Origin of the sequence: Bacillus sp. FSL K6-3459 (assembly GCF_038003305.1) — a bacterium.
Classification (GTDB): domain Bacteria; phylum Bacillota; class Bacilli; order Bacillales; family Bacillaceae; genus Bacillus; species Bacillus pumilus_O.
The window spans coordinates 2,847,080-2,872,228 of the sequence record NZ_JBBOOW010000001.1; the positions used below are offsets into that span (position 1 = coordinate 2,847,080).

At 41.4% G+C, this 25,149-nt stretch carries 20 protein-coding genes and 1 pseudogene; 6 read left to right on the top strand and 15 right to left on the bottom strand.

Going from position 1 to position 25,149, the window contains the following annotated elements:
* The first annotated feature begins 120 nt into the window (after positions 1–120).
* On the top strand, positions 121–1,605 hold the full coding sequence (locus MHI35_RS14605) for an esterase/lipase family protein (RefSeq protein WP_144522303.1): 1,485 nt from the start codon (positions 121–123) through the stop codon (positions 1,603–1,605).
* On the opposite strand, the gene MHI35_RS14610 is transcribed toward MHI35_RS14605, so the two are convergent.
* The 8 genes from MHI35_RS14610 to MHI35_RS14645 all read right to left on the bottom strand — a co-directional run bounded on the left by MHI35_RS14610 (position 1,602) and on the right by MHI35_RS14645 (position 12,975).
* Positions 1,602–2,135, bottom strand: coding sequence for an HD domain-containing protein (locus MHI35_RS14610; protein ID WP_144485015.1), 534 nt, complete (start codon positions 2,133–2,135; stop codon positions 1,602–1,604). The two genes, MHI35_RS14605 and MHI35_RS14610, sit on opposite strands and share 4 nt — an antisense overlap.
* A 145-nt stretch (positions 2,136–2,280) precedes the next feature.
* Positions 2,281–3,024, bottom strand: coding sequence for a (S)-benzoin forming benzil reductase (locus MHI35_RS14615; protein ID WP_335349082.1), 744 nt, complete (start codon positions 3,022–3,024; stop codon positions 2,281–2,283).
* A 98-nt stretch (positions 3,025–3,122) separates the two neighbouring features.
* Positions 3,123–3,608 carry a type VII secretion protein EssA gene (essA, locus tag MHI35_RS14620; RefSeq protein ID WP_335349074.1) on the bottom strand — a complete coding sequence of 162 codons (486 nt, stop codon included), beginning with the start codon at positions 3,606–3,608 and terminating at the stop codon, positions 3,123–3,125.
* Positions 3,598–6,495 carry a type VII secretion protein EsaA gene (gene esaA, locus MHI35_RS14625; protein ID WP_335349075.1) on the bottom strand — a complete coding sequence of 966 codons (2,898 nt, stop codon included), beginning with the start codon at positions 6,493–6,495 and terminating at the stop codon, positions 3,598–3,600. The genes essA and esaA overlap by 11 nt, the downstream gene beginning before the upstream one ends.
* Complete coding sequence (gene essC / locus MHI35_RS14630) at positions 6,492–10,967, bottom strand: type VII secretion protein EssC (RefSeq protein WP_335349076.1); 4,476 nt, start codon at positions 10,965–10,967, stop codon at positions 6,492–6,494. Before essC ends, esaA begins: the two co-directional genes overlap by 4 nt.
* Positions 10,968–11,018: 51 nt before the next feature.
* Complete coding sequence (gene essB, locus MHI35_RS14635) at positions 11,019–12,332, bottom strand: type VII secretion protein EssB (RefSeq protein ID WP_335349077.1); 1,314 nt, start codon at positions 12,330–12,332, stop codon at positions 11,019–11,021.
* 14 nt (positions 12,333–12,346) lie between these two features.
* A complete protein-coding gene (locus MHI35_RS14640) occupies positions 12,347–12,586 on the bottom strand; it encodes an EsaB/YukD family protein (protein ID WP_335349078.1) in 240 nt (79 codons plus the stop codon).
* 95 nt (positions 12,587–12,681) lie between these two features.
* On the bottom strand, positions 12,682–12,975 hold the full coding sequence (locus tag MHI35_RS14645; protein ID WP_003213769.1) for a WXG100 family type VII secretion target: 294 nt from the start codon (positions 12,973–12,975) through the stop codon (positions 12,682–12,684).
* Positions 12,976–13,379: 404 nt separating this feature from the next.
* Between MHI35_RS14645 and MHI35_RS14650 the strand changes: the two genes are divergently transcribed.
* The 3 genes from MHI35_RS14650 (at position 13,380) to MHI35_RS14660 (ending at position 16,568) form a co-directional block, all read left to right on the top strand.
* The gene (locus MHI35_RS14650) at positions 13,380–14,609 is read left to right on the top strand and encodes a PucR family transcriptional regulator (RefSeq protein WP_012011124.1); all 1,230 of its coding nucleotides are present in this window, start codon (positions 13,380–13,382) and stop codon (positions 14,607–14,609) included.
* 110 nt (positions 14,610–14,719) lie between these two features.
* Positions 14,720–15,856: an alanine dehydrogenase gene (gene ald / locus MHI35_RS14655; protein WP_335349079.1), complete on the top strand. Its 1,137-nt coding sequence runs from the start codon at positions 14,720–14,722 to the stop codon at positions 15,854–15,856.
* A 115-nt stretch (positions 15,857–15,971) separates the two neighbouring features.
* On the top strand, positions 15,972–16,568 hold the full coding sequence (locus MHI35_RS14660) for a biotin transporter BioY (protein WP_211064034.1): 597 nt from the start codon (positions 15,972–15,974) through the stop codon (positions 16,566–16,568).
* A gap of 50 nt (positions 16,569–16,618) precedes the next feature.
* Here the strand turns inward: MHI35_RS14660 and MHI35_RS14665 are convergent.
* The 3 genes and pseudogenes from MHI35_RS14665 to MHI35_RS14675 all read right to left on the bottom strand — a co-directional run.
* Positions 16,619–16,935, bottom strand: a pseudogene (locus MHI35_RS14665) (sporulation protein); the annotation flags it as partial.
* Positions 16,936–17,028: 93 nt separating this feature from the next.
* The gene (locus tag MHI35_RS14670) at positions 17,029–18,357 is read right to left on the bottom strand and encodes a Na+/H+ antiporter family protein (protein ID WP_335349080.1); all 1,329 of its coding nucleotides are present in this window, start codon (positions 18,355–18,357) and stop codon (positions 17,029–17,031) included.
* A gap of 141 nt (positions 18,358–18,498) precedes the next feature.
* Positions 18,499–19,989 carry a leucyl aminopeptidase gene (locus MHI35_RS14675; protein WP_335349081.1) on the bottom strand — a complete coding sequence of 497 codons (1,491 nt, stop codon included), beginning with the start codon at positions 19,987–19,989 and terminating at the stop codon, positions 18,499–18,501.
* 325 nt (positions 19,990–20,314) lie between these two features.
* Here MHI35_RS14675 and MHI35_RS14680 point away from each other — a divergent pair, with 325 nt between their 5' ends.
* Complete coding sequence (locus MHI35_RS14680; RefSeq protein ID WP_003212726.1) at positions 20,315–20,791, top strand: divergent PAP2 family protein; 477 nt, start codon at positions 20,315–20,317, stop codon at positions 20,789–20,791.
* Between the two features lie 43 nt (positions 20,792–20,834).
* On the opposite strand, the gene MHI35_RS14685 is transcribed toward MHI35_RS14680, so the two are convergent.
* From MHI35_RS14685 to MHI35_RS14695, 3 genes are all read right to left on the bottom strand, one after another.
* Positions 20,835–21,479 carry a 3D domain-containing protein gene (locus tag MHI35_RS14685; protein ID WP_211064031.1) on the bottom strand — a complete coding sequence of 215 codons (645 nt, stop codon included), beginning with the start codon at positions 21,477–21,479 and terminating at the stop codon, positions 20,835–20,837.
* 99 nt (positions 21,480–21,578) lie between these two features.
* The gene (locus tag MHI35_RS14690) at positions 21,579–21,899 is read right to left on the bottom strand and encodes a YuiB family protein (RefSeq protein WP_012011132.1); all 321 of its coding nucleotides are present in this window, start codon (positions 21,897–21,899) and stop codon (positions 21,579–21,581) included.
* 81 nt (positions 21,900–21,980) lie between these two features.
* Positions 21,981–22,106, bottom strand: a complete 126-nt coding sequence (locus MHI35_RS14695; RefSeq protein WP_186303711.1) for a YuiA family protein — start codon at positions 22,104–22,106, stop codon at positions 21,981–21,983.
* Between the two features lie 186 nt (positions 22,107–22,292).
* On the opposite strand from MHI35_RS14695, the gene MHI35_RS14700 reads away from it, so the two are divergent.
* The gene (locus MHI35_RS14700; protein WP_284553666.1) at positions 22,293–23,648 is read left to right on the top strand and encodes an IS1182-like element ISBpu1 family transposase; all 1,356 of its coding nucleotides are present in this window, start codon (positions 22,293–22,295) and stop codon (positions 23,646–23,648) included.
* 118 nt (positions 23,649–23,766) lie between these two features.
* On the opposite strand, the gene MHI35_RS14705 is transcribed toward MHI35_RS14700, so the two are convergent.
* Positions 23,767–24,984 carry an NAD(P)/FAD-dependent oxidoreductase gene (locus MHI35_RS14705; protein WP_161985489.1) on the bottom strand — a complete coding sequence of 406 codons (1,218 nt, stop codon included), beginning with the start codon at positions 24,982–24,984 and terminating at the stop codon, positions 23,767–23,769.
* Positions 24,985–25,149: the final 165 nt, after the last annotated feature.

Consider the following 25,149-nt stretch of genomic DNA (forward strand, 5'->3'; position numbering starts at 1 on the left):
CTCATGGCAACCACACAACATTAATACCATATTTTAACAATTGATACGTATTTACATTTTTTAGAAGTATAATAGATTGGTGCTGCCAACAATTTAAATCATTTGAAGAGGTGAATTGTCTTGAAAAAACTCATTTGTATTGTTGCTGTCATGCTCTTTCTATCCTCTGCAAGTTATGTGTATGCAGGGACAATTGGAGATCCCCCAGGGACGCCAGGAAAGTGGTATAAAGGAGAAGAGCCCATTCAAAAAGACGGGTCAAAACCACCACTTGTTTTTGTTCATGGTATTAACAGCTCCTCCTCCACTTGGTCCAATCGAAACGATATGGCAAAGCAGGCTGTTCAGAATGGATACGAAAGCGCATTCATAGATTTGCACCCAGATCAGGACATAGAAAAGAACGGCAAACTATTAGCGGAAAAGCTCAAAGAAATCTATGACGCATTTGGTAGAAAACTCATTGTGATTGGTCATAGTAAAGGAGGGGTCGATACACAGTCCGCCCTCGTGTATTTCAAAGCCCATCCCTATGTGGAAAAGGTCATTACGCTTGGCTCTCCTCATAACGGGACACCACTTGCGGATCTAGCATATAGCAAGGGTGGGGGCTGGCTCGCGCAAATTCTTGGACAAAAAAGCGAAGCGCTTTATTCTTTGCAAACTGGTCTGATGGCAGCTTTTCGAAGTGAAACCGATCAGCTAGAGGCGTTCCCCAATAAATATGTCACCTACTCTGGTTCAGAATGGGGTACATTTGGCGGTGCGCTGTATTTAGGCGGCATGTATTTAAAGAGCTTTGGTACAAATGATGGTGCCGTCACGGTAAACAGCACAAAACTATCATATGCAAACAATATTTTAACAGGAAAATGGGATCACTATTCAATCAAAAACGGCACAAGTATGTTTCCTGTGTTCCAGCATCAGTTGCTCGCAAATGCCTCGAGCGCTGAAAATAAACATAAAGAGGAACAAGAGCCCGTCTCTGCTGAGCTCAATACAGATGTTTATGTGAAAGGTGGAGAAAGTGAAAAGGATAAAACAGAAGTGTTCTATGTAGAGGAAGGAACGAATGGCTTATCGATCCAGTGGTTAAATGAAAGGCAGGAGACGCAGCCCGAAATCATAGCCCCAAATGGAGACGTCTTAACAAATCTTAAGACATCGGAAGCTTCTTTCCCATATGAAGGCGCATATTCACACCATGTGAAAATCAATAAACCCGTTCCTGGAAAATGGACGATTCAATCGAATTCTGAAAAAATGGCTCCTTATTTGCTGCTTGTATCTTTTGATTCACCATTAAATGAAGAAATTAAAGAAGCTGCTTTGAAGTCAGGAGGTGCTTCGACTCATTCAAGCGGTCTGATTAAACGGTTAAGCAAATCAGTGGAAACCAATTACTTTAAAGACACACAAAAGGATCATCCAGTGAAAACAAGTAGCTCTTCAGCTATTCAATTGAAAAAAGAAGGTGCCTATTCCGTCACGGTACAATACACTGGACTCACTACGTCAGGGACATCTGCGTTTAACCGCACCGTTATTCGCACATTGTATGTCGATCAGCACGGAACGATTCATGGAGACATTCCATACTAAACAGTTCGTTTCATAGGCTGAAGTGCTTGCTGCACTTTCTGATCCAAATCGGCAATTTTCTTCATTGCCAGTGATTCGTCTATTTGTCTGTAATGGTGATGCCCACCAGGCTCTTCATCCATTTCATCTGCTTTCTTCACAATTTGTTGGAGTGTGTCCTTATGGAGGTCACCCTCTGGCAAATATGAGTCTGTATGAAGCAGAATCGCAAGAGCAATATCTTTGGCTGCTTTTGGTTCCTCCCCGAGGCGTATGAGCAGTTTATGTGCACGTTCTGCACCTTTAATCGCATGAATATCATTTCGTCTATATGTCTCGTAATCCCATTCTCCGCCGGCTGTATACCATTCATAATGGCCAATGTCATGTAAGAGCGCTGCTTTCACAGCCAGATCTGGGTTAATCCCAGCCTTCATCGCCAGCTTGAATGCGTGATAAGCACAAGCAATCGCATGGGCTTTTCCTGAACGATTTAAATATTTTTGAGCAACTGGATGGGTGTAAACATCCATTAATGTAACCTTTCTCATGGAAACCCCTCCTTATCTATATTTTTAGCATCCTAACATATTCTGAAAAGAAACTCAAATGTTCTGTTATATTTTCTATGAGTCTCAAGATTAGCTTATGTCAAATCAGCCGGTTTTGCTTGTACAAGACGGAAAAAAGCAGTCGTTATGACTGCTTTTTTCCATACTCACGTGCATCATATACGACGCCGCCAGCTGGATCATCCGCTAAAAGATCGAGCAAAATACATGCGACTTCATCTGGACTCTTTAATGTGCCTGTTTCATATAATTGCTGAAAACGGTCAATCTGCTCGAAGTCCTGTTTTGATGATTTTCGAATCTCCCCCTGCATATCTGTATCAATCGTGCCTGGGGAAAATGAAAACGTGTTAATTGGATATGCCTCGTCCTTCTGCTCCTCATGCAAAGTCCTCATAAACATATCAAGCCCTGCCTTTGAGCTGCAATACGCACTCCAGCCTTTATAAGGATTTTTCGCCGCTCCAGAAGAAAGATGAACAATCGTTTTCTTTCCATTAAATGATTGAGTCTGCTCAACAAATACATGGCTCAGCAAAACAGGAATCAAAAGATTCAGCGTATAATGCTGATGAAGCATATCCTGTCCGCCTTTCCCCACACGCTTGATTGGTGTCACCATGCCTGCATTATTGACAAATAAGATATCATCAGCTGTCGCCAGTGTTTGCGGCGTGAGGCAACCTTGAAGCCATTGGGCTGCTGCTTTTTCATCTGTCAGATCGACCTGTGTATGTGTAAGTTTCGGATGAGAAATCGGTGATGCACTTCTTGCTGCTGTGTACACATGATCTCCGCGCGCAAGCAGCCTGTTCACAAGTGCTAGGCCAAATCCTTTTGATCCACCTGTAACGATTGAAATTCGAATGACAATCTCCTCCCTTGATAACCTTATTTTACGTAGTGAAACGGTACGACTTCAAGCAATCTGCATAAAGAAAAGCCTGCCTCTTTTAAAGAGACAGGCTATTTCTTTTCAGCCTTCACATTGACCTTTGGAATCAGAATGAACATCACAACGATACCAAAGACGATGAAGAAACCAAAGATGATCGGAAGGAGTGCAGATGACTGCTTCTCTTGATCTTCGCCAGAAGGTGTCGATACCGCTGCATCACGAAAAGAGATATTCATCTCTTCCATCATGTGAGCTGATGTTTTGGGCGGGTTCTCTTTTAGATCACTGAAAAGCTGTGGTGAAAGAGACCCTCCCGGAGTTTTAGGCGGTTTAGCAAAATGAATGTCTGTTTTAACTGTTGATGTCTTTTTGCTTTGTTCGTATTTCGTTTGATCCCTCAATATACTTGAGTTAATATCGAGTTTTTTTTCTTGATATTCATTCGGCTTGACGTTTGTATCCGTATCTTCACCAGCAGCGAAAGCAGCAGGAATGAGGAGAAAAAGGGACATGACACCAAGTGCCATCCCTTTCACGAACAGATTAAGCCTCATGAGTCACATCACGTTCCTCCGTTTTATCTTTCCATAGCTTTGTCACAAGCGGGATGACCATGAAGAGGACAGTTAAAATCAGTAATCCTATCACACCCATTCCAAAGTGATCTCCATTTCCATATTGGATGGACAGGTACACGTCTGTCACTGGGTTGGTGAAATGGAAATTCGGCATCACCAAATCAATTAATGGTGCGACAAAGAAGAAAATAAGCCCCGTTGCTGCCATCCATCCGGCAATAGAGCCGAATAGGAACGCCGTGCGAATAAAGGCGGAACAAGCCACTAATAGTAAAATCGTGAAAATGGACCACTGAATCGCTTGATCATCTGCAAGCTTGTAAATGTTTAGTCCAAATAAGCTGATCATGAGCCCGACTAATAGATTTAAGATGCCAAACAGTGCACCTTTCACCAGCATCGGAGCGGCCGCATAATACGAGCTGAAAAAGCCAATTAACAAACTACTGATCATCACAATGACCAAAATGACCACTGGCGGTACAGTCTGCGTTTTTTCTTCTGGTACATCACCACTGATTTTCAGTGGATTAGCTAAGTGATTATATACATAGTTGCTGTTGCCTTGATCACTTAATGTGTTTCCTAAAATCCCTTTCAAATCTTGCTGAACAAGTTTCGTAGAATGAACATTCTTGCTCCAGTTTTCATTCAGCGTATCCGCTTTTTCTTGGACCGTTGTCACACTCTCTTCAATGTTATTCGTATAATCCGCCACCCCTTTTTGGCGGTCGGTTAACGAACTCATATTTTCAGAAAGTCGAAGCACTTCTTGACCAATTGAATCCTGCGCACTGACAACAATTGAACTGCCTGCAAGGTCTGCCGTATACACTGCACCTCCTTGATCAGCCATTTGCTCTGCAACATTGTCCGCACTTTCAGAAATTGTGTTTAATTCCTGTTCCATGCTTGCCTGCTGAGTCGAAATGTATTCTGCATATCCATCTGAAAACTTCTGCATCTCATCAATAAAAGTAGACACATCATCGTTTGACGTCAGCATTTGTTTTTTGAGCGTATCCCAGTTTTCCGTTTCCTCTTTTTTGATGGAGAGGATGGACTGGATATTCTCTTCTTTTGTGTCATATAAAGAAGAGTTATTAGATGGTTGATAGACATTTGCGATCATCAGCTCTAGCTGAGAGAGTTGATTTGAATAGTCCATTAATTTTTTAGTTCTTGTTGATTTTGTATCAAACTTTTCCTTAAAAAGATTGTCATTAAATGCTTCACCAATCGGTGAGTTTCTGCGTTTCAGCTCTTTTACTTTGCTTAAAATAGTGGATTCCTGGCTTTTGATTTCATTTGGAATCACATTATATCGATCTTGTAACCATAGGAACATCTTTTCAAGCTTTTCTACTTTTTTCGTAAGCTTCTCAAGCTCTTTACTCATTTGACTCACTTTGTCTTTCAGTTCATCATTATGAGCGGAAGCTTTCTCTTGAATTTTCTTTTTCACTTCATCTAAGCGAGTTGAGAGTGCTTTTAGGTCATCCTGCGATGAATTCTTGCTGCCGGTATCTGGCTGAGCAGGATTTTCATCATTTTCTCCTACTTCCCCATCTTCAGAAGAAGGCGGTGTCTCCTGTTCTACTAATTGATCTGCAAGGTCGTTCATTTCTATTGAAATTTGCGAGAGCTCATTTGTTTCTTCATCTAGGTTAATTCCAATCTCTTCAGGGTTTTCATTATCTTGATCTGATTGCCCGTCATCTTCAGAATCAACTGGAGGCTCAGGCTCGTCCATCAACTCTTGTCTTTTTGCCAATAGCTTTGTCTGCAAGGCAGATATTTTATTTCGATAGTCTTCTAAGTAACGGTCTTCATACTTTTTAATCAGTTCTTCCTGAGACGTCTTTACAAGTTCCGTTAATCCAGTCGATTGCTTAGGAATAGCATCCTCTCTCGACTTTTGAACAGATTGGATGGCGCTGTCCGTTGTGTTTAACTGACTTTGTACTCCGTTGATATCTGTTTTGAGTCCACCCATTTGATCACTGAAGCTGCGGGCATTTTGGTTTTGAATATCAGCGAGCTGTTTGAGCCCCTGCTGGATTTGTTTTTGGTTTGTGGATTGCGCTTTGATCAAGAGGTCCTTTTGTTTGTCTTGATACTGCTGGTATTGATCGACTACTTTCACAAAGTCCTTTAACTGGTTCTTTGCTTCTTCTGTCGTACTCAGACCGTCTTTATACTGTTTCTGCGAGTCGGTCATTGCATTTTTCAATTCTTCTATTTGTTTCTTCTGTTGCTGAACCGCATCTGATAGTTTGTTTGAGTTCGGCTTATAGAAGTTATACATCGTGTTTTGGAATTCGACTTCTTTACCGACAATATGCTCAAACTCTTCTCTAACATTGCCGATTTCCTGTGATACAAAACTCCAGTATAACGTCGACATCTGTTCATTCATTTTCTTTTGCGCATTTTCCAGCTCTCGTTGCACTTTCTCTTTATTGACTGAATTGAGCTGATCTTGAATGGAAAATTGAATGGATGCCTTTTCAGGATGGTCTTTATCATAGCTCAGCACATTTTTCGAGAAATCAGACGGAATATAGAGGACAGCGTCATACTTTCTGCTTTTCAGTCCATTTTCCGCCGCACTCCGGTTCACTACAGTCCATGTATAATCTGGACGCTCTGATAAGGCGGCGACAACATCCTGTCCGAAACGAGCGGTGTTTTCACTTTCGCTCGCTCCCATATCCTCATTGACCACTGCAATATTACGTGTGGCATTCTTTTTCTGTTTTGCCGGATCATCTCCAATGAGGTGGAAAAATAAAACCGGCAGAACCAGAATCAATATCATCGTCGATACGATTTTGATGGAGCTTTTTTGCTGCTCTGTCATTGAACACTCTTCCTTTCTACCGCACATAAAGGAACCTGGATTTTCTTCTCTTTCCCGTTTTCAACCAAATACCCGAAGCCTGGCTGAATATCTGGTTCTTGTCTTGCATACGGAAGCGGTATGATGTTTTGCTCTGATTTTTTCATGAGTAACATGGCATGACGAACTTGTTTGATTTCGTTTGTGAGTGCATCATAGCCTTTACTAAATTCGGTATGATTTCCTGATGCGATCAGGCTAAAGCCTAGATGTGCATATGATTTCATGAAATCAGCCAATTGATCTTGAAGACGTGGATCGATCGTCTGTTGAAAACGCGTAATGCCATCAATCACAAGTACAATTTGAGGGAACGACAACTGATCAGTCTCTCCACGGCGCACAGCTTCGACGTACATCTCTTCACGCACTTTGAATAGACGGTCTATTCCCTCTGCCCATTCTGTGATATCATCCTTTGTTTCAAGGTAATCCATGTTCTCTTCTTTTGCATAATGAGAGAGACCCCGATCAATCGAATCAAAGACGGCTAGCTTTTCAGGTTTTGCTGCTAATAGCTGATCAAGCATCAGTTTTGTCACATTTGTTTTCCCTCGTTGCGTTTGACCGATGATGAGGCAGTGTTTATTCTTCTTCAAGTCAAAGTAAACAGGTGCAACAGATTCCTCATCTAGTCCGACTGGAATGTCATACGGCTGTTTTTGTTCTTCTAAGCGACTCTCTAGCTCCCAAATGGTTAGTTTATCAGGAAGCATTGGTACAGGTTTTGGTTTTTCAGCTGATGCAAAGCGCTCATGAAGAAGCTGGATCTCTTGTTTCAAGTGCTCAAACAGCTCGAGGTCGTTCTCTCCATCAACTGGTAAGAACATTTGTGCAAAGTAAAGCTCTTCTTTGTTGATAATGACGCGGCCTGGAATTGGCTCTAAGCTAAATTTCGGTCTGCCAATAATCGAGTACGCCTCTCCTTGATCCATTAAGTAATGGACGACCTTTGTTTTCAAGTTGTTCATAAGAGATTGGCGAACTGCATTAACCCGAGTCGCTGTAATCAAGAAGTAAATTCCTAATGATTGCCCATCACGGCTCAGCTGGATAAATTCAGATTCAAGTTCATGCATTTCATCTTTGACAATGTCAAAGTTGTCGATCACGATGAAAATGAACGGGAGCTTTTTCTCATTTAAGGCGTTGTACATTTTGATATGACTCATTTCTTGCTGCCTGAATAACCGCTTGCGGTATTCAACCTCTTCCCGCAGACGCGTCATCGACTTTTGAATCTTTCTCATTTGATCCATTAAGAAATAATCCGCTGTGTGCGGCAGCTTGGCTAACGGAAGCAATGTGCCGTTTCCGAAGTCATAAATATACGCATGCCATTCTTCTGGTGAATATCTCTCCGCAAAGCTCATGAGTAGTGTTGTTGCAGCAAGTGATTTTCCGTAGCCAGAGGAACCAAAGATCCCAATGTTCCCATCTTCCATCATTTGATAAGAAAGTGGATGCTGGCTCTGCTGATCTGGCTCATCGACAAGCGCAAAATGGAAGACATGCTCTTCACTCGACGCATAACGTGATTTTGGAATCCGTTCTTCGAGCGGTGGAAGCCATGGACTTGGGAGCTTCTCAATCCCAAGCTCCTGCTGCATACGTTCAATTTCATCCACAACAGCAGAAATCTCCGACACCGTCTCTTTTTTCACAGCCGGTTCGGTACTAACTCCTGAAAGCGGAATAAGCCCAGTATCTGTCACAATGGCAATATCATCTTCTGATCCGTAGCCATCTTCCATATACGGCGCACCGCTCCAAGCTGATTGAAACAATTCATAGATTTCATTGTTTCCTACTTGTAAGTAGCCGCGGCCTGTCACGGTAATGAACGCCGCATCACTATTTTTCAATATCTCCTTACTGTCTGACGCATCTTGTACTTTGAGTGCGACCTTAAAGCGGGAGTTACTCCAAATCTGATCATCGATGACCCCGCCTGGTTTTTGGGTAGCCAAAATGAGATGAACCCCGAGGCTTCGGCCGATACGTGCCGCACTGACAAGCTCTCTAATAAAGTCGGGCTCTTCACTTTTTAATTCAGCGAACTCATCAGAGATTAAGAATAAATGAGGCATTGCCTGTTCAGCCTTTTTCTCCTTATAGAGCTTCGTATAATCATTGATATGATTCACATGATATTGATCAAACAAGCGTTGTCTTTTTTTCAACTCACTTTTAATTGAAGCAAGCGCCCTTTCACTAAAGTTCTTACTGCCTTCAATATTGGTGATCGTGCCAAGTAAATGAGGTATATTTCGGAAAGGCTGCGCCATTCCGCCTCCTTTATAGTCAATCAATAGAAAAGCGACTTCATGCGGGTGAAAGTGTACAGCAAGCGATAAAATGTACGTCTGTAAAAATTCACTTTTCCCTGATCCTGTTGTTCCCGCCAACAGACCATGCGGGCCATGTGCTTTTTCGTGCAGGTTCAGATCCACAATGTCATTTTTCCCTTTATAACCGATTGGCACAGATAGTGATTTGGCCGTTTCTGATGTGAGCCATTTTTCACGAATGCCGATCTCATCTACCTGTTTGGCATGAAAAAGATCAAGGAAGGAGACCGTTTCAGGAATTGAATTGGTCATACCAACTTGATGCTCTAATGTTCTCAGCGTTCTGGCAAACAGTTCATTGTCCCCGCGCTCATGTGTATCAAGCTGAAAGGGAATTCGGACGGCTTTTTTGTGCTGAATGAGAATATCTCCTTCTTCCTCGTTAATATAACGGACAAGCGTCGAGATATTTTCAGCTAAGCTTTCCTTTGTTTCAGCAGCAAAAATAATGGAGATGCCAAGGTCCGTTCGGCTGCCTTCTAAATATTCTAAAATCACATGTTCAGCAATGAGCTCATGATTTGTCACGATAAACACAAAGTGAGGCGTAAAGATCTTCTTCTCTTTTTCTTCTTCTAAATCACGCTCACGTAAAATTTCATAAATGGAGGACAACAGCTGATCACGTGTTTGTTCGTTGTAAATAAACCCTTTGCCGTATGTATGAGGCAGCTGAAAATGCGGAAGCCATTTCATCCATTCCCAATTCTCATACTCTTGCTCATGAAAAATAAAGACAAATCTTAAATCATGATAGCTGTGCGAGAAAGCAAGCTGTCCGACAAGCTGATGAAGCTCTTTTTTCACAATGGCTGACTTTCCAATCAATCCAGTTGGGCCATCGGCAAGACCGAATGTGATGGGCACATCCTTTACTTCACGATAGACCTGTTGCATGTGCTGCGTTTGTTCCATTAAGTCATCAATGTCACGATTGGCCATATCGCCGCCGCTCATCGATAGTTCATAGCTTGACGGGACTGCGCCTGTCCCAAGACGTAGCTGCAAGAAATCATCACTCACAAGTGTTTTTTCCCAAATTCGGCCGCTAATTTCTGACGTTAAATACTTCATTTGTTCAAATGACGGATAATGATACGTCAAAATATATTGTTGGCGGTCGTAGAGCTCTTGCAGCTCTTTTCGTTTATTTTCTAAGTAAAGAGAATAGACTCGCTGCCGTTTCTCTTCCCGTCTTTTGCGTTGTGATTTCTCTTTAAAGTATTGAACAGACGATGTGATTAACGTCATGATAAACATCGCCATCGACACGACAATAAAGATTCCGCGCGGCTGGACAAGAGCAACAATTCCCATCACAAGAAGCATCACAAGTGGCGGGAGGACAACAAGCCAAAGCCCTCTGCTGTTATTTTCACTCTCCTGCGAAGGAAAGCTAAAGGAAACCCGGTCATCTGGCAGATCATAAATTAAACGGGGTGTTCGTCTATATAAAGGATATTTTTGTTTTGTTTCTGTGCTTGGTGCTCTTGTTTTTTCCAAGCGTGTTTGAAAGGGTTCATATGCAGTCACCTGCAATAAATCATGATCTTTCAATGTCACCGTTAGAAAGTTCCAGAACAGCTCATCTCCGGCATCAATTGGCTCTGGACCGTGAATTTTTTTCCCGTTCACATAAATCGTTTCGTCCTGAGGCATGACATACCAAGTTCCTTCGATTTTCTCTAAAGTAAACTGGCTCGCATCTTGAAACATGGGATGTGCTTGTTCTTTCCACACATCGATCTCATCTTTTTTCTCACGTGAAAAAGATAGCTCGACTCTATTTCCTAGGTAATAAATGTGTTGATCATGATATGCTTCCATTAAAATAAGTGTCAGTGGTCCAAGCTTATATGGTTCATATGGAACTAATGTGCCTTTCTTCTCTTCACCCTGATGAATGGAAAAGCCATTATTCGGTTCATCGGGAGTTAAACGGATGAATCCTTCATCAAACGAAAGTGAAGGGATTGTCACCGTATGCTCTATTTCAGGGCCAATCACAGCTTCTCGATTGAACTGCTCGTCTAAACGGACGGTTTGATAATCCTTCTCATAAAAAACCCAAAGAAGACTCAAACGCTCCACCTCCTCATGGGACAGCACCAACTGTCAGTTGTATCGAAAGAGTTATTTTTTCTCATCTTTTTTCGTCTGAGAGGTTTTCTTTTTCACTTCAGATTCTTTCTCTTTTTTCTCTTGATCGGCTTTTGACTGCTCTTTTTGTTCAGCTGTTTCATCTGTTTGGCTTGCGCCTGAGGAGTCATTGGTGCTTGTCTCCGTTGTTTCTTTTTCTTCATATTTCGCCATTTCCTTAATAATTGGATCTAGCTGTTTTTGTTTTTCTTCTGCAGAAAGACTGTCATCGTTTTGAATGTCATTGCGGTAGGCGACGAGTGCCGTAAATATGTACCTGTCGTCTCCAAGTACACGTGCAATATCAAGTGCTTCCTTGCTATTGCCTTGTCCAATATGAATCCAGAAAAGGAAATATTGCGGATCAGTCTGCAATGTGTATGTATCTGTAATTTCTTTTTTATGTTGATCGAGTAACAGATTGCCTTGATTTGTTTGTACATACGAAATGGCCAGTTCATATTGAAGAGAGACCGGCATTTGATTGGCTGAATATTTTTCTAACGTATCCACCACTTGGCTGTACTGTTTGTTGAGATAATATTTGTTTGCCTCGACATACGCTTCTTGTTTCGGCATCGCAAAAAAGAAGGTGTAAATGGTGTACACCAATGCAGGAATTAATAGGACAAGCAGACCTACTCCGACATATCGTTCGACCTTCCATTTCTTTTTCGGAATGGTCAATAACGTTTTCTCTTTCGTTTCAATCGCTTCGATCTTTTTCTGAATGAGGGCAGACAATTCTTCCAGAGACTGCGTTTCGTTGATTTCTTTTGCCAGTTCAGATAATTTCAACGTTTCGTTGTAAGCCACATATTCTTGAAACTGATATTCATGGTCCACCACTCGAAGAATGACGGCTTTGACTTCTTTTAGTAAACGATGCTCATCCGTTTCATATGGCGGGATGCTTTCTTTGACGCCATAATGCAAAAATGCAGGAGCTAAGCCTTGATGAAAAACAATGTTTTCAGGAGAAACAATAGGATGCAGCCGCTTCACATCGTGTTTACACACTGCATCGACAAGCTGGTATGAAAAAATCCATTTGCTTTTTTCATCCTTCGCATGGATGAAACGAAATTCCTGATAGGCAGGAGGCGGTTGAATAGAAATAATGACCTCATCTTCAGTTAATTGAATCTCTTTTTTAAATGAAGGGTTGATGTCTTTGATCGGTGCCGCTTCTAAACCGTCTAAGAGTTTAATGGTCTCTCTTTGAAAAATGAAGCTGTAGGTGCCGTCCTCTTTTTTCATTACTGCTTCTAATTGTTCTTCTAAATAGGAACTCTTTTTATCTGCCATTTACAAAAGTCCTTTCATAGTATTTCCAGCCTGTCTCCTGTGGTGATTCCACAGTCTGATAGCTTATATTCGCCTGAAAACACAGCTTTCTTATTGACTACTCGCACCCAGCCACCTTCTCGCTTAGGAAGTGAGATTTGTTTTGCCTGCCAGGCGATATGGATGACTTGTTTAATATGTAAGTAATTTGATAGTCTCAAATCAAACACACTGTCATCATAATTTTTTAAGTCGATGGTAATATCGATATACACAAATTTCCACCTCACAAAATAGAAAGAGCGCCGGCATCCATTGACAGACTCGGCGCTTTTTCTGCTTTTCACACTTAGAAAGGAAATCCCTTTGATTAGCCGCGGATTTGGCTGGCGATGTCTTGGTCAGTGCTTTCAAGTGTATTTGCCGTTTGATCAAGCTGATTGCTGACATCTGTTAATAGATCAGACATTTTGATGAATGAAGGCTTTAACTGCTCGTATTGATCAGCAAACGCTTCACTAGAAGCACCTTCCCACATACCTTTTAAATCTGAGATCATTCTATTTAGACGATCAACTTGGTTTAACACTTCTTGACTTTCAACACCATATTGCTTAGCGGTCGCTCTTAGTTCTTCTGGGGTTACGCGAATAATTCCTGACATATTCCTCATTACCTCCCGTGCATAGCCGCCATATAATGGGCTAATCCACTTATTTTTTGACGTTATTATTATAAAAACAGAAATGATACACAGTCAAACAAATCTGTTTTTATTTTACAAAATGAGTCTATAGAATTACTGTATTTTCGCTCTTTATCTATTATTTAACATTTTTTTGGTCATATATTCTTAATAAGTTTAGACACACTTCACTGAATCTTTCCGCCTATTGATTTATTACTACGTTATTATTGTACTATTTCTTTTTCGCCTTCTTTCAGCATGATGCGCTCGCTTCTCATAGCGATTTCTTTTTTAAATTTATGGCATTTTGTTATTGATTTACGTACCGCTTTCTCTTCATAATGTAAGTACGTGAAATATTCGAAAAAGCAGGGGTTTTTATGAAAAAAAAGACAGATCCATTTAAGTATAGTCTTGATCGTTTAGAGGATGTGGCAGACCAAATTAGTGATGTGCTCAACTGCCCTATTACTATAGAAGATACGCATCATCGATTGTTGGCCTATAGCACACATAATGATTTTACGGATCCCGCCAGAACTTCAACCATTATCTCCCGCCGTGTACCGGAAAAAGTCATTAATCGGCTTTGGAAGGACGGCATCATTCCTACACTTCTTAAAACAGACGAACCGCTTCGTGTCCCTCAAATTGCAGAGGTGGGTTTATCTAGCAGGGTTGCCATTTCAATCTGGAAGGACAAAGAAGTACTCGGTTTTATCTGGGCAATTGAATCCACACAACCTTTTTCAGAAGAAGACATGGACCTTCTGAAGATGGCAGCACATGCTGTAAAAAACAAATTACTTAACTTACAAATTCGCAAATCGAAAACAGAGGAACGCAATCAGGAACTTTTTTGGAAGATGCTCACTGGTCATATTCATGAAAAAGATGAGATGCTCGACCTATTTTTAAGACTCGGTATCAGATGTCCAGACACGTATGCCATCATCATCTTCCGGCTTCGTGACGAACTCACAGATGACACAGAAAAAAAGCTATCTTATTTACTGGAAACAACGCAGCAAGTCCAAGTGTTGTTAACGACTGTGGATTTTCACGAATTCATTATTCTTGTCTCACCAAAAACAGAGCACCCGCTGCAGGATATTAAACAATTCACAAGCGGCATGCTGCAGCAACTGTCTGACCGTTATCATATCCATCACGTTCAAGCAGCGATTGGTGGAATTTACGATAACATCTCTCATATTCAGCCATCTTATAAAGAAGCACTCGCTGTATTAAAAACTAAGGAGCGCTTCCCTGTTGAAACCGAACGTTTACACAGTTTTTCTGAACTCGGTATTTATCAATATTTAGATGTCCTCGCTGAAAAACGAAGGGGCTCATCTTACTCCAGTTACTCTTTATCAAAGCTGGAAGATTACGACCTGAGGCACCATTCCAACCTAGTCGAAACCCTTGAACGGTTTATTGACTGTGATAGCAATGCCAATATTGCAGCAAAGCAATTAAACATCCACATCAATACATTGAATTACAGATTAAAACGCATTACAGACATTGCAGAAATCGATTTAAAAAACATGAATGAGAAAATGACCATATACCTTGATATGAAGCTAAAAAACGTCCATTTGTGAAATTTCACAAAGAGGCGTTTTTTTATTTTTTATTTCAACCGAAGCATTTTTTAAACATTCAGGATACACTAGACATACAATATGAATAGATAAGCATGGGAGGAATAAACATGATCATCGGCATTCCGAAAGAGATTAAGAACAATGAAAACCGAGTGGCATTAACACCAGGAGCAGCTTCTCAATTACTTTCAGCTGGACATCAGATTTTGATTGAAACAAACGCTGGTTTTGGAAGCGGATTCACTGATGACGATTATGTATCTGTTGGTGCAGAAATTCTTGATCAAGCGAAAGATGTGTGGGCATCTTCTGATATGATCATGAAGGTAAAAGAACCATTACCTGAGGAATATTCATATTTCAGAGAAGGACTCATCTTATTTACGTACCTGCATCTTGCGGCAGAGCCCTCCTTGGCTGAAGCTTTAAAACAAAAAGGCGTCACAGCTATTGCTTATGAAACAGTAACGGACGGAAAAACACTCCCTCTCTTAACACCTATGTCTGAAGTGGCAGGTAGAATGGCCGCTCAAATCGGTGCACAATTTTTAGAAAAGCCAAAAGGCGGTAAAGGCATCTTGCTCGCAGGCGTACCAGGGGTATCAAGAGGAAAGGTCACGATTATAGGCGGCGGTGTTGTTGGAACAAACGCAGCGAAAATGGCGATTGGACTTGGCGCAGATGTCACTTTGATTGACGTAAACGCAGAACGCTTACGCCAGCTGGACGATCAATTTGGTCATCAAATGAAAACGTTAATGTCTAACCCTGTCAATATCGCCGATTCAGTCAGTGAGGCAGACCTTCTCATTTGTGCGGTGCTGATCCCAGGTGCCAAAGCGCCGACGCTTGTGACGGAAGAAATGGTCAAACAAATGAAGCCTGGTTCCGTCATCGTAGACGTAGCCATTGACCAAGGCGGCATTGTCGAAACAATCGATCATATCACAACACATGATCAGCCTACTTATGAAAAACATGGCATTGTACATTATGCTGTCGCCAACATGCCTGGAGCCGTTCCACGGACATCGACTGTTGCTTTAACGAATGTCACCGTTCCATATGCGCTACAAATTGCTCATAAAGGCGCTGCTAAAGCCATTCAAGAAAACAAAGCCATTGCAGAAGGTGTCAATGTGATGAACGGACATATCACATATGAAGCGGTCGCTCGTGATCTCGGCTATGATTATGTGCCAGTTCATCAAGCGATCGATGCGTCTTCTATGACAGAAGCTTAATACAGACCCGCCCATTTGATGGGCGGGTTTTATTGTTAACTTATATTAAAAACAGGTTGACAAATAATCCTCATCCCCTTAATCTATTTGTACAGATAAGACAGGGGGAAACATCATGCAACAGAAAACAAGAACTGCTGATTTTGTGTTAGTCGGAATGTTTGCTGCACTCATGGCGATTGGAGCGAATATCACATCCATTGTACCGTTTTTACAGGTCGGCGGAATTCCACTTACGATGCAGCCGTTTTTTTGTGTACTTGCTGGTCTTTTGCTCGGCAGACGGCTTGGCGCTTTAGCGATGATTGTATATGCTTTGGTTGGAATTGCTGGCGCACCTGTATTCGCACAGTTCTCAGCAGGCTTTGGGGTGATTTTAGGCAAAAGCGGTGGTTTTGTCTTATCGTATATTCCTGCTGCCTGGCTAGCTGGATTCATCTTAGAAAAAAGAAAAAATCCTGGATTTGGCCTCTTTTTACTTGCAGCTATTGCTGGTACGACCGTCATGTATCTGATCGGAACGACTTATACGTACCTCGCATTAAATGTGTGGCTGAATGCTCCGATTTCTTATCAAACCACGTGGTTCTTTATGATCTGGTTTATGGTGAAAGATTACGGATTGACGATATTACTTGCGATGCTGGCACCTAAAATTTATCGCTCTGTTTCTAAAGCCACGTCCTTTCGAAAACAACAAGCCGCATCTTAAGGGCAGACAACATCTACAAGTTGAACATAGAAAAAAGAGCCTCTCTTCATTCAGGCTCTTTTTTCATCATTACTCAGCGTATTATCGATAATTCCTTCTAGCATGCCTACAAGCGCTTCTACATCTTTAAGATCTGATGAACTGAAGCGGTAGCGCACAAGCTGTTCTCCATCATGATACATCTCTTCAAGCCACCCTCTGAGTCCTCTTGCTCTGCGGTCAACTTCGAAAACAATGTCATCTATCAGAAAAATCAACTCTAACTCATCCAGCATATACGATAGTCCTCTGATGTCGGAATAAACTCAAATTCTTGAACAAATGGCAGACGACGCTGGAAGTAAGATGCTTGTTCACAGTCCGCTTCGTATTTTCAACCTTTAGAAAGTAAAACAATGAAGAAAAACTTCATACAAAAAAGCTTGTAGAAAAAACAACGTTTTCTCTGCAAGCTTTCACGTTATAGAATAATTGCCGCAATCCAGCCGAATAGAACAAGCGGTATATTATAATAGATAAAAGTCGGGACACATGTACCCCAAATGTGGTGATGCTGTCCATCCATGTTCAATCCAGATGTCGGTCCAAGCGTACTGTCACTTGCAGGTGAACCTGCATCCCCAACAGCCGCAGCTGAACCAATAATGGCAATGGTCGCCATTGGACTAAATCCAAGGTGTAAACAAAGTGGAACAAAGATGGTCGTAATAATTGGAATCGTAGCAAATGATGATCCGATCCCCATTGTCACAAGCAGACCCACAAGCAGCATTAAAATAGCCGCGAGACTTTGGCTGTTGCCGATAAATTGGGAAGATGCTTTCACAAGCGTTTCAATGTCTCCTGTTTTGGTTAAAACGTTGGCAAATCCAGCCGCAACAAGCATGACAAAGCCGATAAATGCCATCATGTTCATTCCAGATGTAATCAGTTGATCTGCTTCATCGCGTTTCATCATTCCGGTCACAAACAAGACAAGCAGTCCTGCAAGTGCACCGAAGATCATTCCTTCCACGCCAAGGCTTTGAGACAGATAAAGCTGGACAAGCAAGGAGACGAGAATGGCAAGACCGGCAAAGAATAGACTTTTTGTCGTATAAGCAGATTTCTCTACATCTGTAATATCGCGATCCTCATATACTTTTGGCTTACGATACATGAAAAGAGAGACGATCAACCCTAGCACCATCCCCCCAACAGGGATCAGCATGGCATATGGAATATCTGCTAGATTCACAGCTAGACCTGCATCCTTCATATTATCACGGAGCATTCCGTGGAAAATCTGTCCAAAACCGACTGGAAGTAAAATATATGGTGCAGTGAGTCCGAAGGTCATGACACACGCTAGCAGTCTACGGTCAATTTGAAGCTCGTTAAACACCTTTAATAATGGCGGAATTAAGACCGGGATAAAGGCAATGTGAACCGGAACGACGTTTTGTGAAAAACAAGATACGATCAAAATCACAAGAATGATCAGTACTTTTGATAATGTTTTTCTTCTTGAGTCGCCTTCTTTTCCTAACAGCTTCACTGCTCCTTCAACCATGGCATCTGGAAGACCCGTTTTTGTCAGCGCAGCAGCAAATGCCCCTAAAAGCGCATAACTAATCGCCACTGTCGCATTTCCTCCGAGCCCGTCAGTAAAGGCTTCCACTGTTCCTCCTAGGCCTAATCCACCTGCAAGTCCGCCAGCTAAAGCACCGAGTGCTAGCGCAATCACGACATTGACCCGCAGCAAGCTTAATATCAACATTAAAACAACCGCTAAAACAACTGCATTCATGGTGAAACCCCCGAAATCCTTTAGTTTACTAATGTAGTAGATAATTAAAGTACCAACGTATGTTACCATAGAAAATTTTCTTCGTCAAATGGCGTATGGCCTACATAAAAAAGGCCCCGCCAGTTGGCAGAGCCTCATTCTTTATTTCTTACCTTCAAATCGTTCCACAAATGTGGCAAGTGACCGTACCATCACACCTGTCGCCCCTGTTGGCCCAAAGCATGAAGGCTTTTCTGTTGTGGCTGTTCCTGCAATATCCAAGTGAACCCAAGGCGTATTCTCAGCGAATTCACCAATGAATGCTCCTGCCATGATCGCATGTCCATCACGGCCTGGTGAGTTATTGAGATCCGCCATTTTGCTGTTTCGAACGCGCTTTTTATCTTTTTCGGTGATTGGCAGCTGCCAAATCATTTCCCCGCATTCTTCTGATGCCTCTTTAAACTGGGCATACAGTTCATCGTTATTCGTCATGACACCTGTTGTCTCATTTCCAAGTGCCACAATGACTCCGCCGGTTAATGTCGCCACGTCTACAAGGACTGAGGCACCGTGCTGTTTCGCATATGTCACCCCATCTGCTAAAACAAGACGACCCTCTGCATCCGTATTCAGTACCTCGATTGTTTTACCGCTAAGCGACACAATGACGTCATCCGGTTTCATGGCATCAGCCGAGATCATATTATCGGTTGAGGCAATGACAGCAATGACATTTTGCTCTGGGCGCAGTTCACCGATGATTTCCATGGCACCTAAAACAGAAGCTGAGCCGCCCATATCAGTTTTCATCCCAACCATACTGGCTCTTGGCTTTAATGAATAGCCACCAGTATCATATGTGATCCCTTTACCGACAAGCCCAATCACGTCTGTCCATTCTTCCTTGCCTTGATATTTCAGAACGATGAGCTTTGGTGGTTCTGTTGAGCCTCTATTGACAGCTAGAATCCCGCCCATTCCGAGCTCTTCCATTTGTTCTTTATCTAAAATTTCAATCTCAAATTCGTATTTATACGCAAGCTCTGCCGCATACGAAGCCAGATCAGAGGATGTGAGCATATTCGGCGGCATGTTCACAAGGGTACGAGCCGAATTGACGGACTGTCCGTAGACCTCGCCCACTTTCAGACTTGCCTGAATTTCAGCTGTATCATGATCCGTCGTTGCATAAACGAATTCGATGAAGCGATCCGGTTCATTTGTTTTATGTTTAAAATCTTGTAATTCATATGTAGCTAAAAGGCAGCTTTCAGAAAGGGCATGGGCTGCATCTTGGGCAGGCAAATCCTTTCCAATAAACGTATCCAGTAAGACCGAAATCGCTTGCTTTTTATCCTGATGAATCTTTCTAAATAAATGCGCAAAACCTTCTTTTGCCTCTTCAAACGTGTAATCTGATTCCTTCCCAAGCCCGACAAAATAAATGCGTTTGATGCCTGTTTCAGGGGATGGAAAAAACTTCGAAAGCTGATTTCGTTTAGATGAAATATCGCCTTCTTTTAATAATTCAGTGATTCGTCCTTCAAGTAATTCATCCATTTCTTTTGCTTTTCCTGATAATTGGCTCTTTTGAAAAAGTCCGATCGCCAGTGTATCTTTATGTTGCAATTCATTTGTCGAGAAAAACATATTTACCACACGCTCCTTCAATGAACTCCATTTTTCACATTGGAACTTCTATTATATCAAAATTTGCGGGTCTGTACGATCATTGCCAGTCTGTCTTTACTTGATGAACATTTATATTTTCACACGCGGAAGGGCATCATGAAAAAGCGATGAAAACTTGTAGAGACCGTCCGCGTCTCCTCGTTCCACATCTACTTTCTTTAATGTTATAATTGAACATGGACTTGGCAGCATTTGAATCTGCTATCATTTTTTCATCATACTAGGGTACACAGTCCATCATTTTGCACGATATTTTTTCTTACAGAGAGGATGTTTCTTGTTCATGAGCGTACTGACGAATTTTCCGCTGCTTGCCAGCCTTGCAGCCATCTTTTTTGCTCAATTTGTAAAAGTACCGATTCAATTTATCATTTCTAGACGACTAGATTGGTCGCTCATTACAAGCACAGGCGGAATGCCAAGTTCACACTCCGCAGCCGTAACAGCACTCTCAACAGCAGTGGCTTTAGAGCACGGGCTCAATACATCGATCTTTGCGATTTCCGCCATTTTTGCGATTATTACCATGTTTGATGCAACAGGTGTACGCAGACAGGCAGGAGAACAGGCGACTGTACTGAACAAGCTCGTAACAGATTTTAACCGATTTGTTTCTGAAGCAAAGAATTTCCCGAGTGCGGAAGAAAAAGAAAAGCAAAAGAAATTGAAAGAGCTTCTTGGTCATAAGCCGATTGAAGTCTTCTTTGGCGGCTTAACAGGGATCCTACTGACACTCATCTTAGACTATTACTTCATGTAGAAGCGAAAAAAGCTTTGGACCTAAAACGTGTCCAAAGCTTTTTTTATTCTTTATTGGCTTGAAACTGCTGACGGAATACTTGCATTGATTTTGCTTCATTCAGCTGGTTTAAGTCTTTTTCCGTTAACGTTCCTTCGCCCTTTTTGATGATATACACATCGAGCACTTTTTTACCCCATTCTCTATACACATCATCTACGGTTTCATAGTATAAATCAAGCTTATGACCTTTAATGGCTTTTCCCGTATCTGCGACCACTCCGTAGCCATAGTTTGGGATAAAGAGCACCGTTCCAATTGGAAAGACGGATGGGTCCGCCGCCACAGTTGAATATAAATCACGTTTCACTTTGACGCCTGAATATGTAATGCCATATGCATGGTGTTCCTTCGTTTTGCCTGTTGATTCCACACCTGCTGTATAACCTGTGGCAACAACCTTTTGCTTCGGGTAATCATTCCAATTAAACGCTTCTTCGAGAGAATTAGCCCGCAACTCATCACTTTTGAGTGCCATTGTTTCTCTTTTTGGCTGTTGGAAAAAAGAAGATACTTGCTTGCCAGGATCCGTCTCTTTCACCCAGGCAGCTACATCACTTGGCTCAACTCCAGATATGCCCGTAAAGCTTGTCAAAAGAGCAAGCATAAAAAGGGCTGTCATGAACAATCGTTTCATCCATGTTTTCATTTTTATTTGTCACTCCTCTACCCATCTATTTGTTTCCAAATAAAATGGAAACTATGCAAAGGAGAAACAAAAAAACCCACTTGCCTATCTACAAGTGAGTTAAAACATTTGATATCCTCTTTTTCGAAGTGCATTGATGACTAAACCTGATACAATTGCACCAATAAGACCGCTTAACAAGATAATAATATCAGCCGCAGCGAGAGAAACTATGCGGTCTCCTATTCCTGAAAAAGCGATGCCCGGTTCTCTCACATAAGCGATCATCTTTTGATTGTTGATAATGAAAAGGCATACAATTGGATATAAAATAGCCATTATCCATGACATTCTCAGCAGCATATTGAGCAAAAAGCCAATGCCGAAGAATAACACGAAAAATAAAATAACGGAAATAATAACGACTGGTAAACTGATCACTTCATCTCCACCCCCAAATATCCCATCATTAGTTTAACTTGGAAATAGAGATGAAGTCAATCAATGGAAAAAGCAGCAGGATTAAAGCTTCTTTCCTGTCCCTTTACATTCCTCACATGTTTCAGATCCGCCGAGCAATAGCTGAAAATATCCTTTCCCCGAACAATATAGACAGGTGGACTTCTTCTCTTTTGTATGTGCATTCATATTGCTCACTCCCTTAATCTAAATTTTCTGATAATTTATCATACCATACTTTATTGCCGATCACCAAGTAAGAAAATCTGTCAAAAAAAAACGTGTATCACGAGGATACACGTTTCAGCTTGTAGACAAAGTCTACAAGCTTTTTTGTATAATAAGGGTAATAACAATAATCTGTGGGGGATAAACATGTTATCGAAACGTGAAGAAGAAAGACGGAATCAATTAGAAGTAGTGGCTTTAGATGAATTAGTGCCTCAAGATCATCTTGTACGGAAAATAGATCAAGCAATCGATTTTGACTTTATTTATGATCTTGTCAAAGATCACTATAGTTCCGACAATGGAAGACCAAGTGTTGATCCTGTTGTTCTCATTAAGATGGTCTTAATTCAATATTTATTTGGTATTCGCTCTATGCGTCAAACCATTAAAGAAATTGAAACCAATGTGGCTTATCGTTGGTTTATTGGATATGGGTTTTCGGAGAAAATCCCGCACTTTTCTACCTTCGGTAAAAACTACGTGAGACGCTTCCACGATACAGATTTATTTGAACAAATTTTCTACCGAATCTTAAGAGAAGCGATGAAAAAAGGGTTCGTTGACCCGTCTATTGCCTTCATTGATTCCACTCATGTCAAAGCGAATGCCAATAAGAAGAAACTTGAAAAGAAAGTCGTTCGAGTAGAAACGCGAAGTTATCAAAATCAGCTTCATGAAGAGATCAATATTGATCGTGAAGAACATGGAAAAAAGCCCTTACCCCTACAGAATAAAGAAGAAACAAAAGAAATCAAGGTCAGCACAACTGACCCAGAGAGTGGCTACTATGTAAAGGATGAACGTGAAAAGTCATTTGCTTATTCATTTCATACAGCTTGTGATTCAAAAGGATTTATTTTAGGCTCGCTGGTCACAGGCGGAAATGTTCATGATAGTCGTATGTTGGATTCACTCGTATCAAAGGTGACAGAGAAAGTCGGAAAACCAAATGTAGTCGCAGTAGATGCGGGATATAAAACACCTTACATCGCTAAGTTCTTAATGGATCAAGAGATAAGACCTGTCATGCCCTACACTCGTCCAAGAACAAAAGCTGGTTATTTGAAAAAGAATGAATACGTATACGATGCATATTTTGATTGTTACATTTGCCCCAACGGGCAAATTCTCTCTTATCGTACAACGACTAGAGAAGGCTATAAGCAATATGCGTCCGATTCAGAAGTATGTAAGTCCTGCTCGTTTTTAGATAACTGTACCCAAAGTCAAAACCACACCAAACAAATTCATCGGCATATTTGGCAGGATTACCTAGATGAAGCAGACAATCTGAGACTTACTGAAATAAATAAGAGCATCTACGCAAAACGGAAAGAAACGATTGAACGCGTTTTTGCGGATGCAAAAGAAAAGCATGGTATGCGTTGGACGAAACTTCGTGGGCTGAAAAAAGTTTCAATGCAAGCGATGCTTACTTTCGCTGCCATGAACCTTAAAAAGCTAGCAAACTGGACATGGAAAGTACCATGTCCAGCGTAAAACACGTGATGTTTTTTCAAAAAAATGTGAAAACCCCACTTTTACTTGAAGTAAAAGTGGGGTTTGTCTACGGTCTGAAACGTGTATCACGAGGATACACGTTTTTGTCTATATCGGTTTAGAAGAACTTGAATTTTCCTTTTTTCAGAACAAGCCCTGGTCCGCCAACCATGAATAAAGAACGGTTGTCGATGATTTTCTTCATTGCTGAAGCTTTTGTTCCTTGAAGTTTTTTACCAAACGCAACACCTACAGCGTCGTGTTCACCAAGTGAAGCAACTGTTCCTTTGATGTCTGGCTTAAAGCTTTCAAGAGAACCACCTTTCACTAGTGCTCCAAGGTTTTTCGCTACTGTTTCACCTTGTTGCATCGCGATTTGTGCAGTTGGTGGGTATGGACGGTTGATTTCTTCATTGATGATCAATGAACAGTCACCGATGATGAATACATCATCATTTTCTGGTACACGAAGATCTGGAGATACTTTTACGCGGCCGCGCATGTTTTCAAATCCAGCTTCTTCAACGATTGGGTTACCACGTACACCAGCTGCCCAAACAACAGTTTCAGCTTTGATTTCTTCAGTATCATCGTCTTTTCCAACAATGATGCCTTCAGGCGTACATTCTTTGATCGCTGTACCAATTTTGAACTCAACACCTTTACCTTGAAGGTAGTTCATTGCATAGTCGATCAATTCAGGATCGAATCCTGGAAGAGCTGTTGGTGCAGCTTCTACACAGATGATACGTACGTCTTTTTGATCAATATCATACTCTTTGCAAAGCTCAGGCACACGATTTCCAAGCTCACCAAGGAACTCAATACCTGTGAAGCCCGCACCGCCGACAACGATTGTCAAGCGCTCTGGACGTTTTTCAGCTTCCGTATTATACGTCGCAAATTGAAGTTCAATGTGCTCACGAAGCTGACGAGCAGAGTTAATGTTAGAAATAGAGAATGCATATTCTTTCAGTCCTGCAATACCAAATGTTTCAGGAACAGCACCAAGCGCAACAACAAGGTAGTCGTAAGAAAGTTCGCCATCTGATGTCACAACTTTCTTCTCTTCCTTATTAATGCTTTCAACTGTTGCTTGTACAAAGTTGACACGGGAACTGTTAATCACATCTTTGATTTGGTAACGACAGCGATCATGATGAAGCGTACCTGCACTTGCTTCATGTAACCATGTTGTTTCGTAATGATAATTATGCTTGTTCACAAGAGTAATGTCCGCATCATTTGTGCCAAGCTGTTTTGTTAATCTTGTTACAGTCATTAATCCGCCATAACCTGCACCTAATACAACGATTTTCGGTTTATTCACTGGAATCACATCCACCTTTTTTAAATTTGCTGTAAAACGGATAAAGAATTACATATCGTTATTCTCAACCGCTTTCCGGCATTTTATGAAATTTAAACAAAAAAATAAGTATGTGAAAATCTGAACTTTCACCTACATAAAACGAAAGCATTTGACCGTATCCGACAAAAA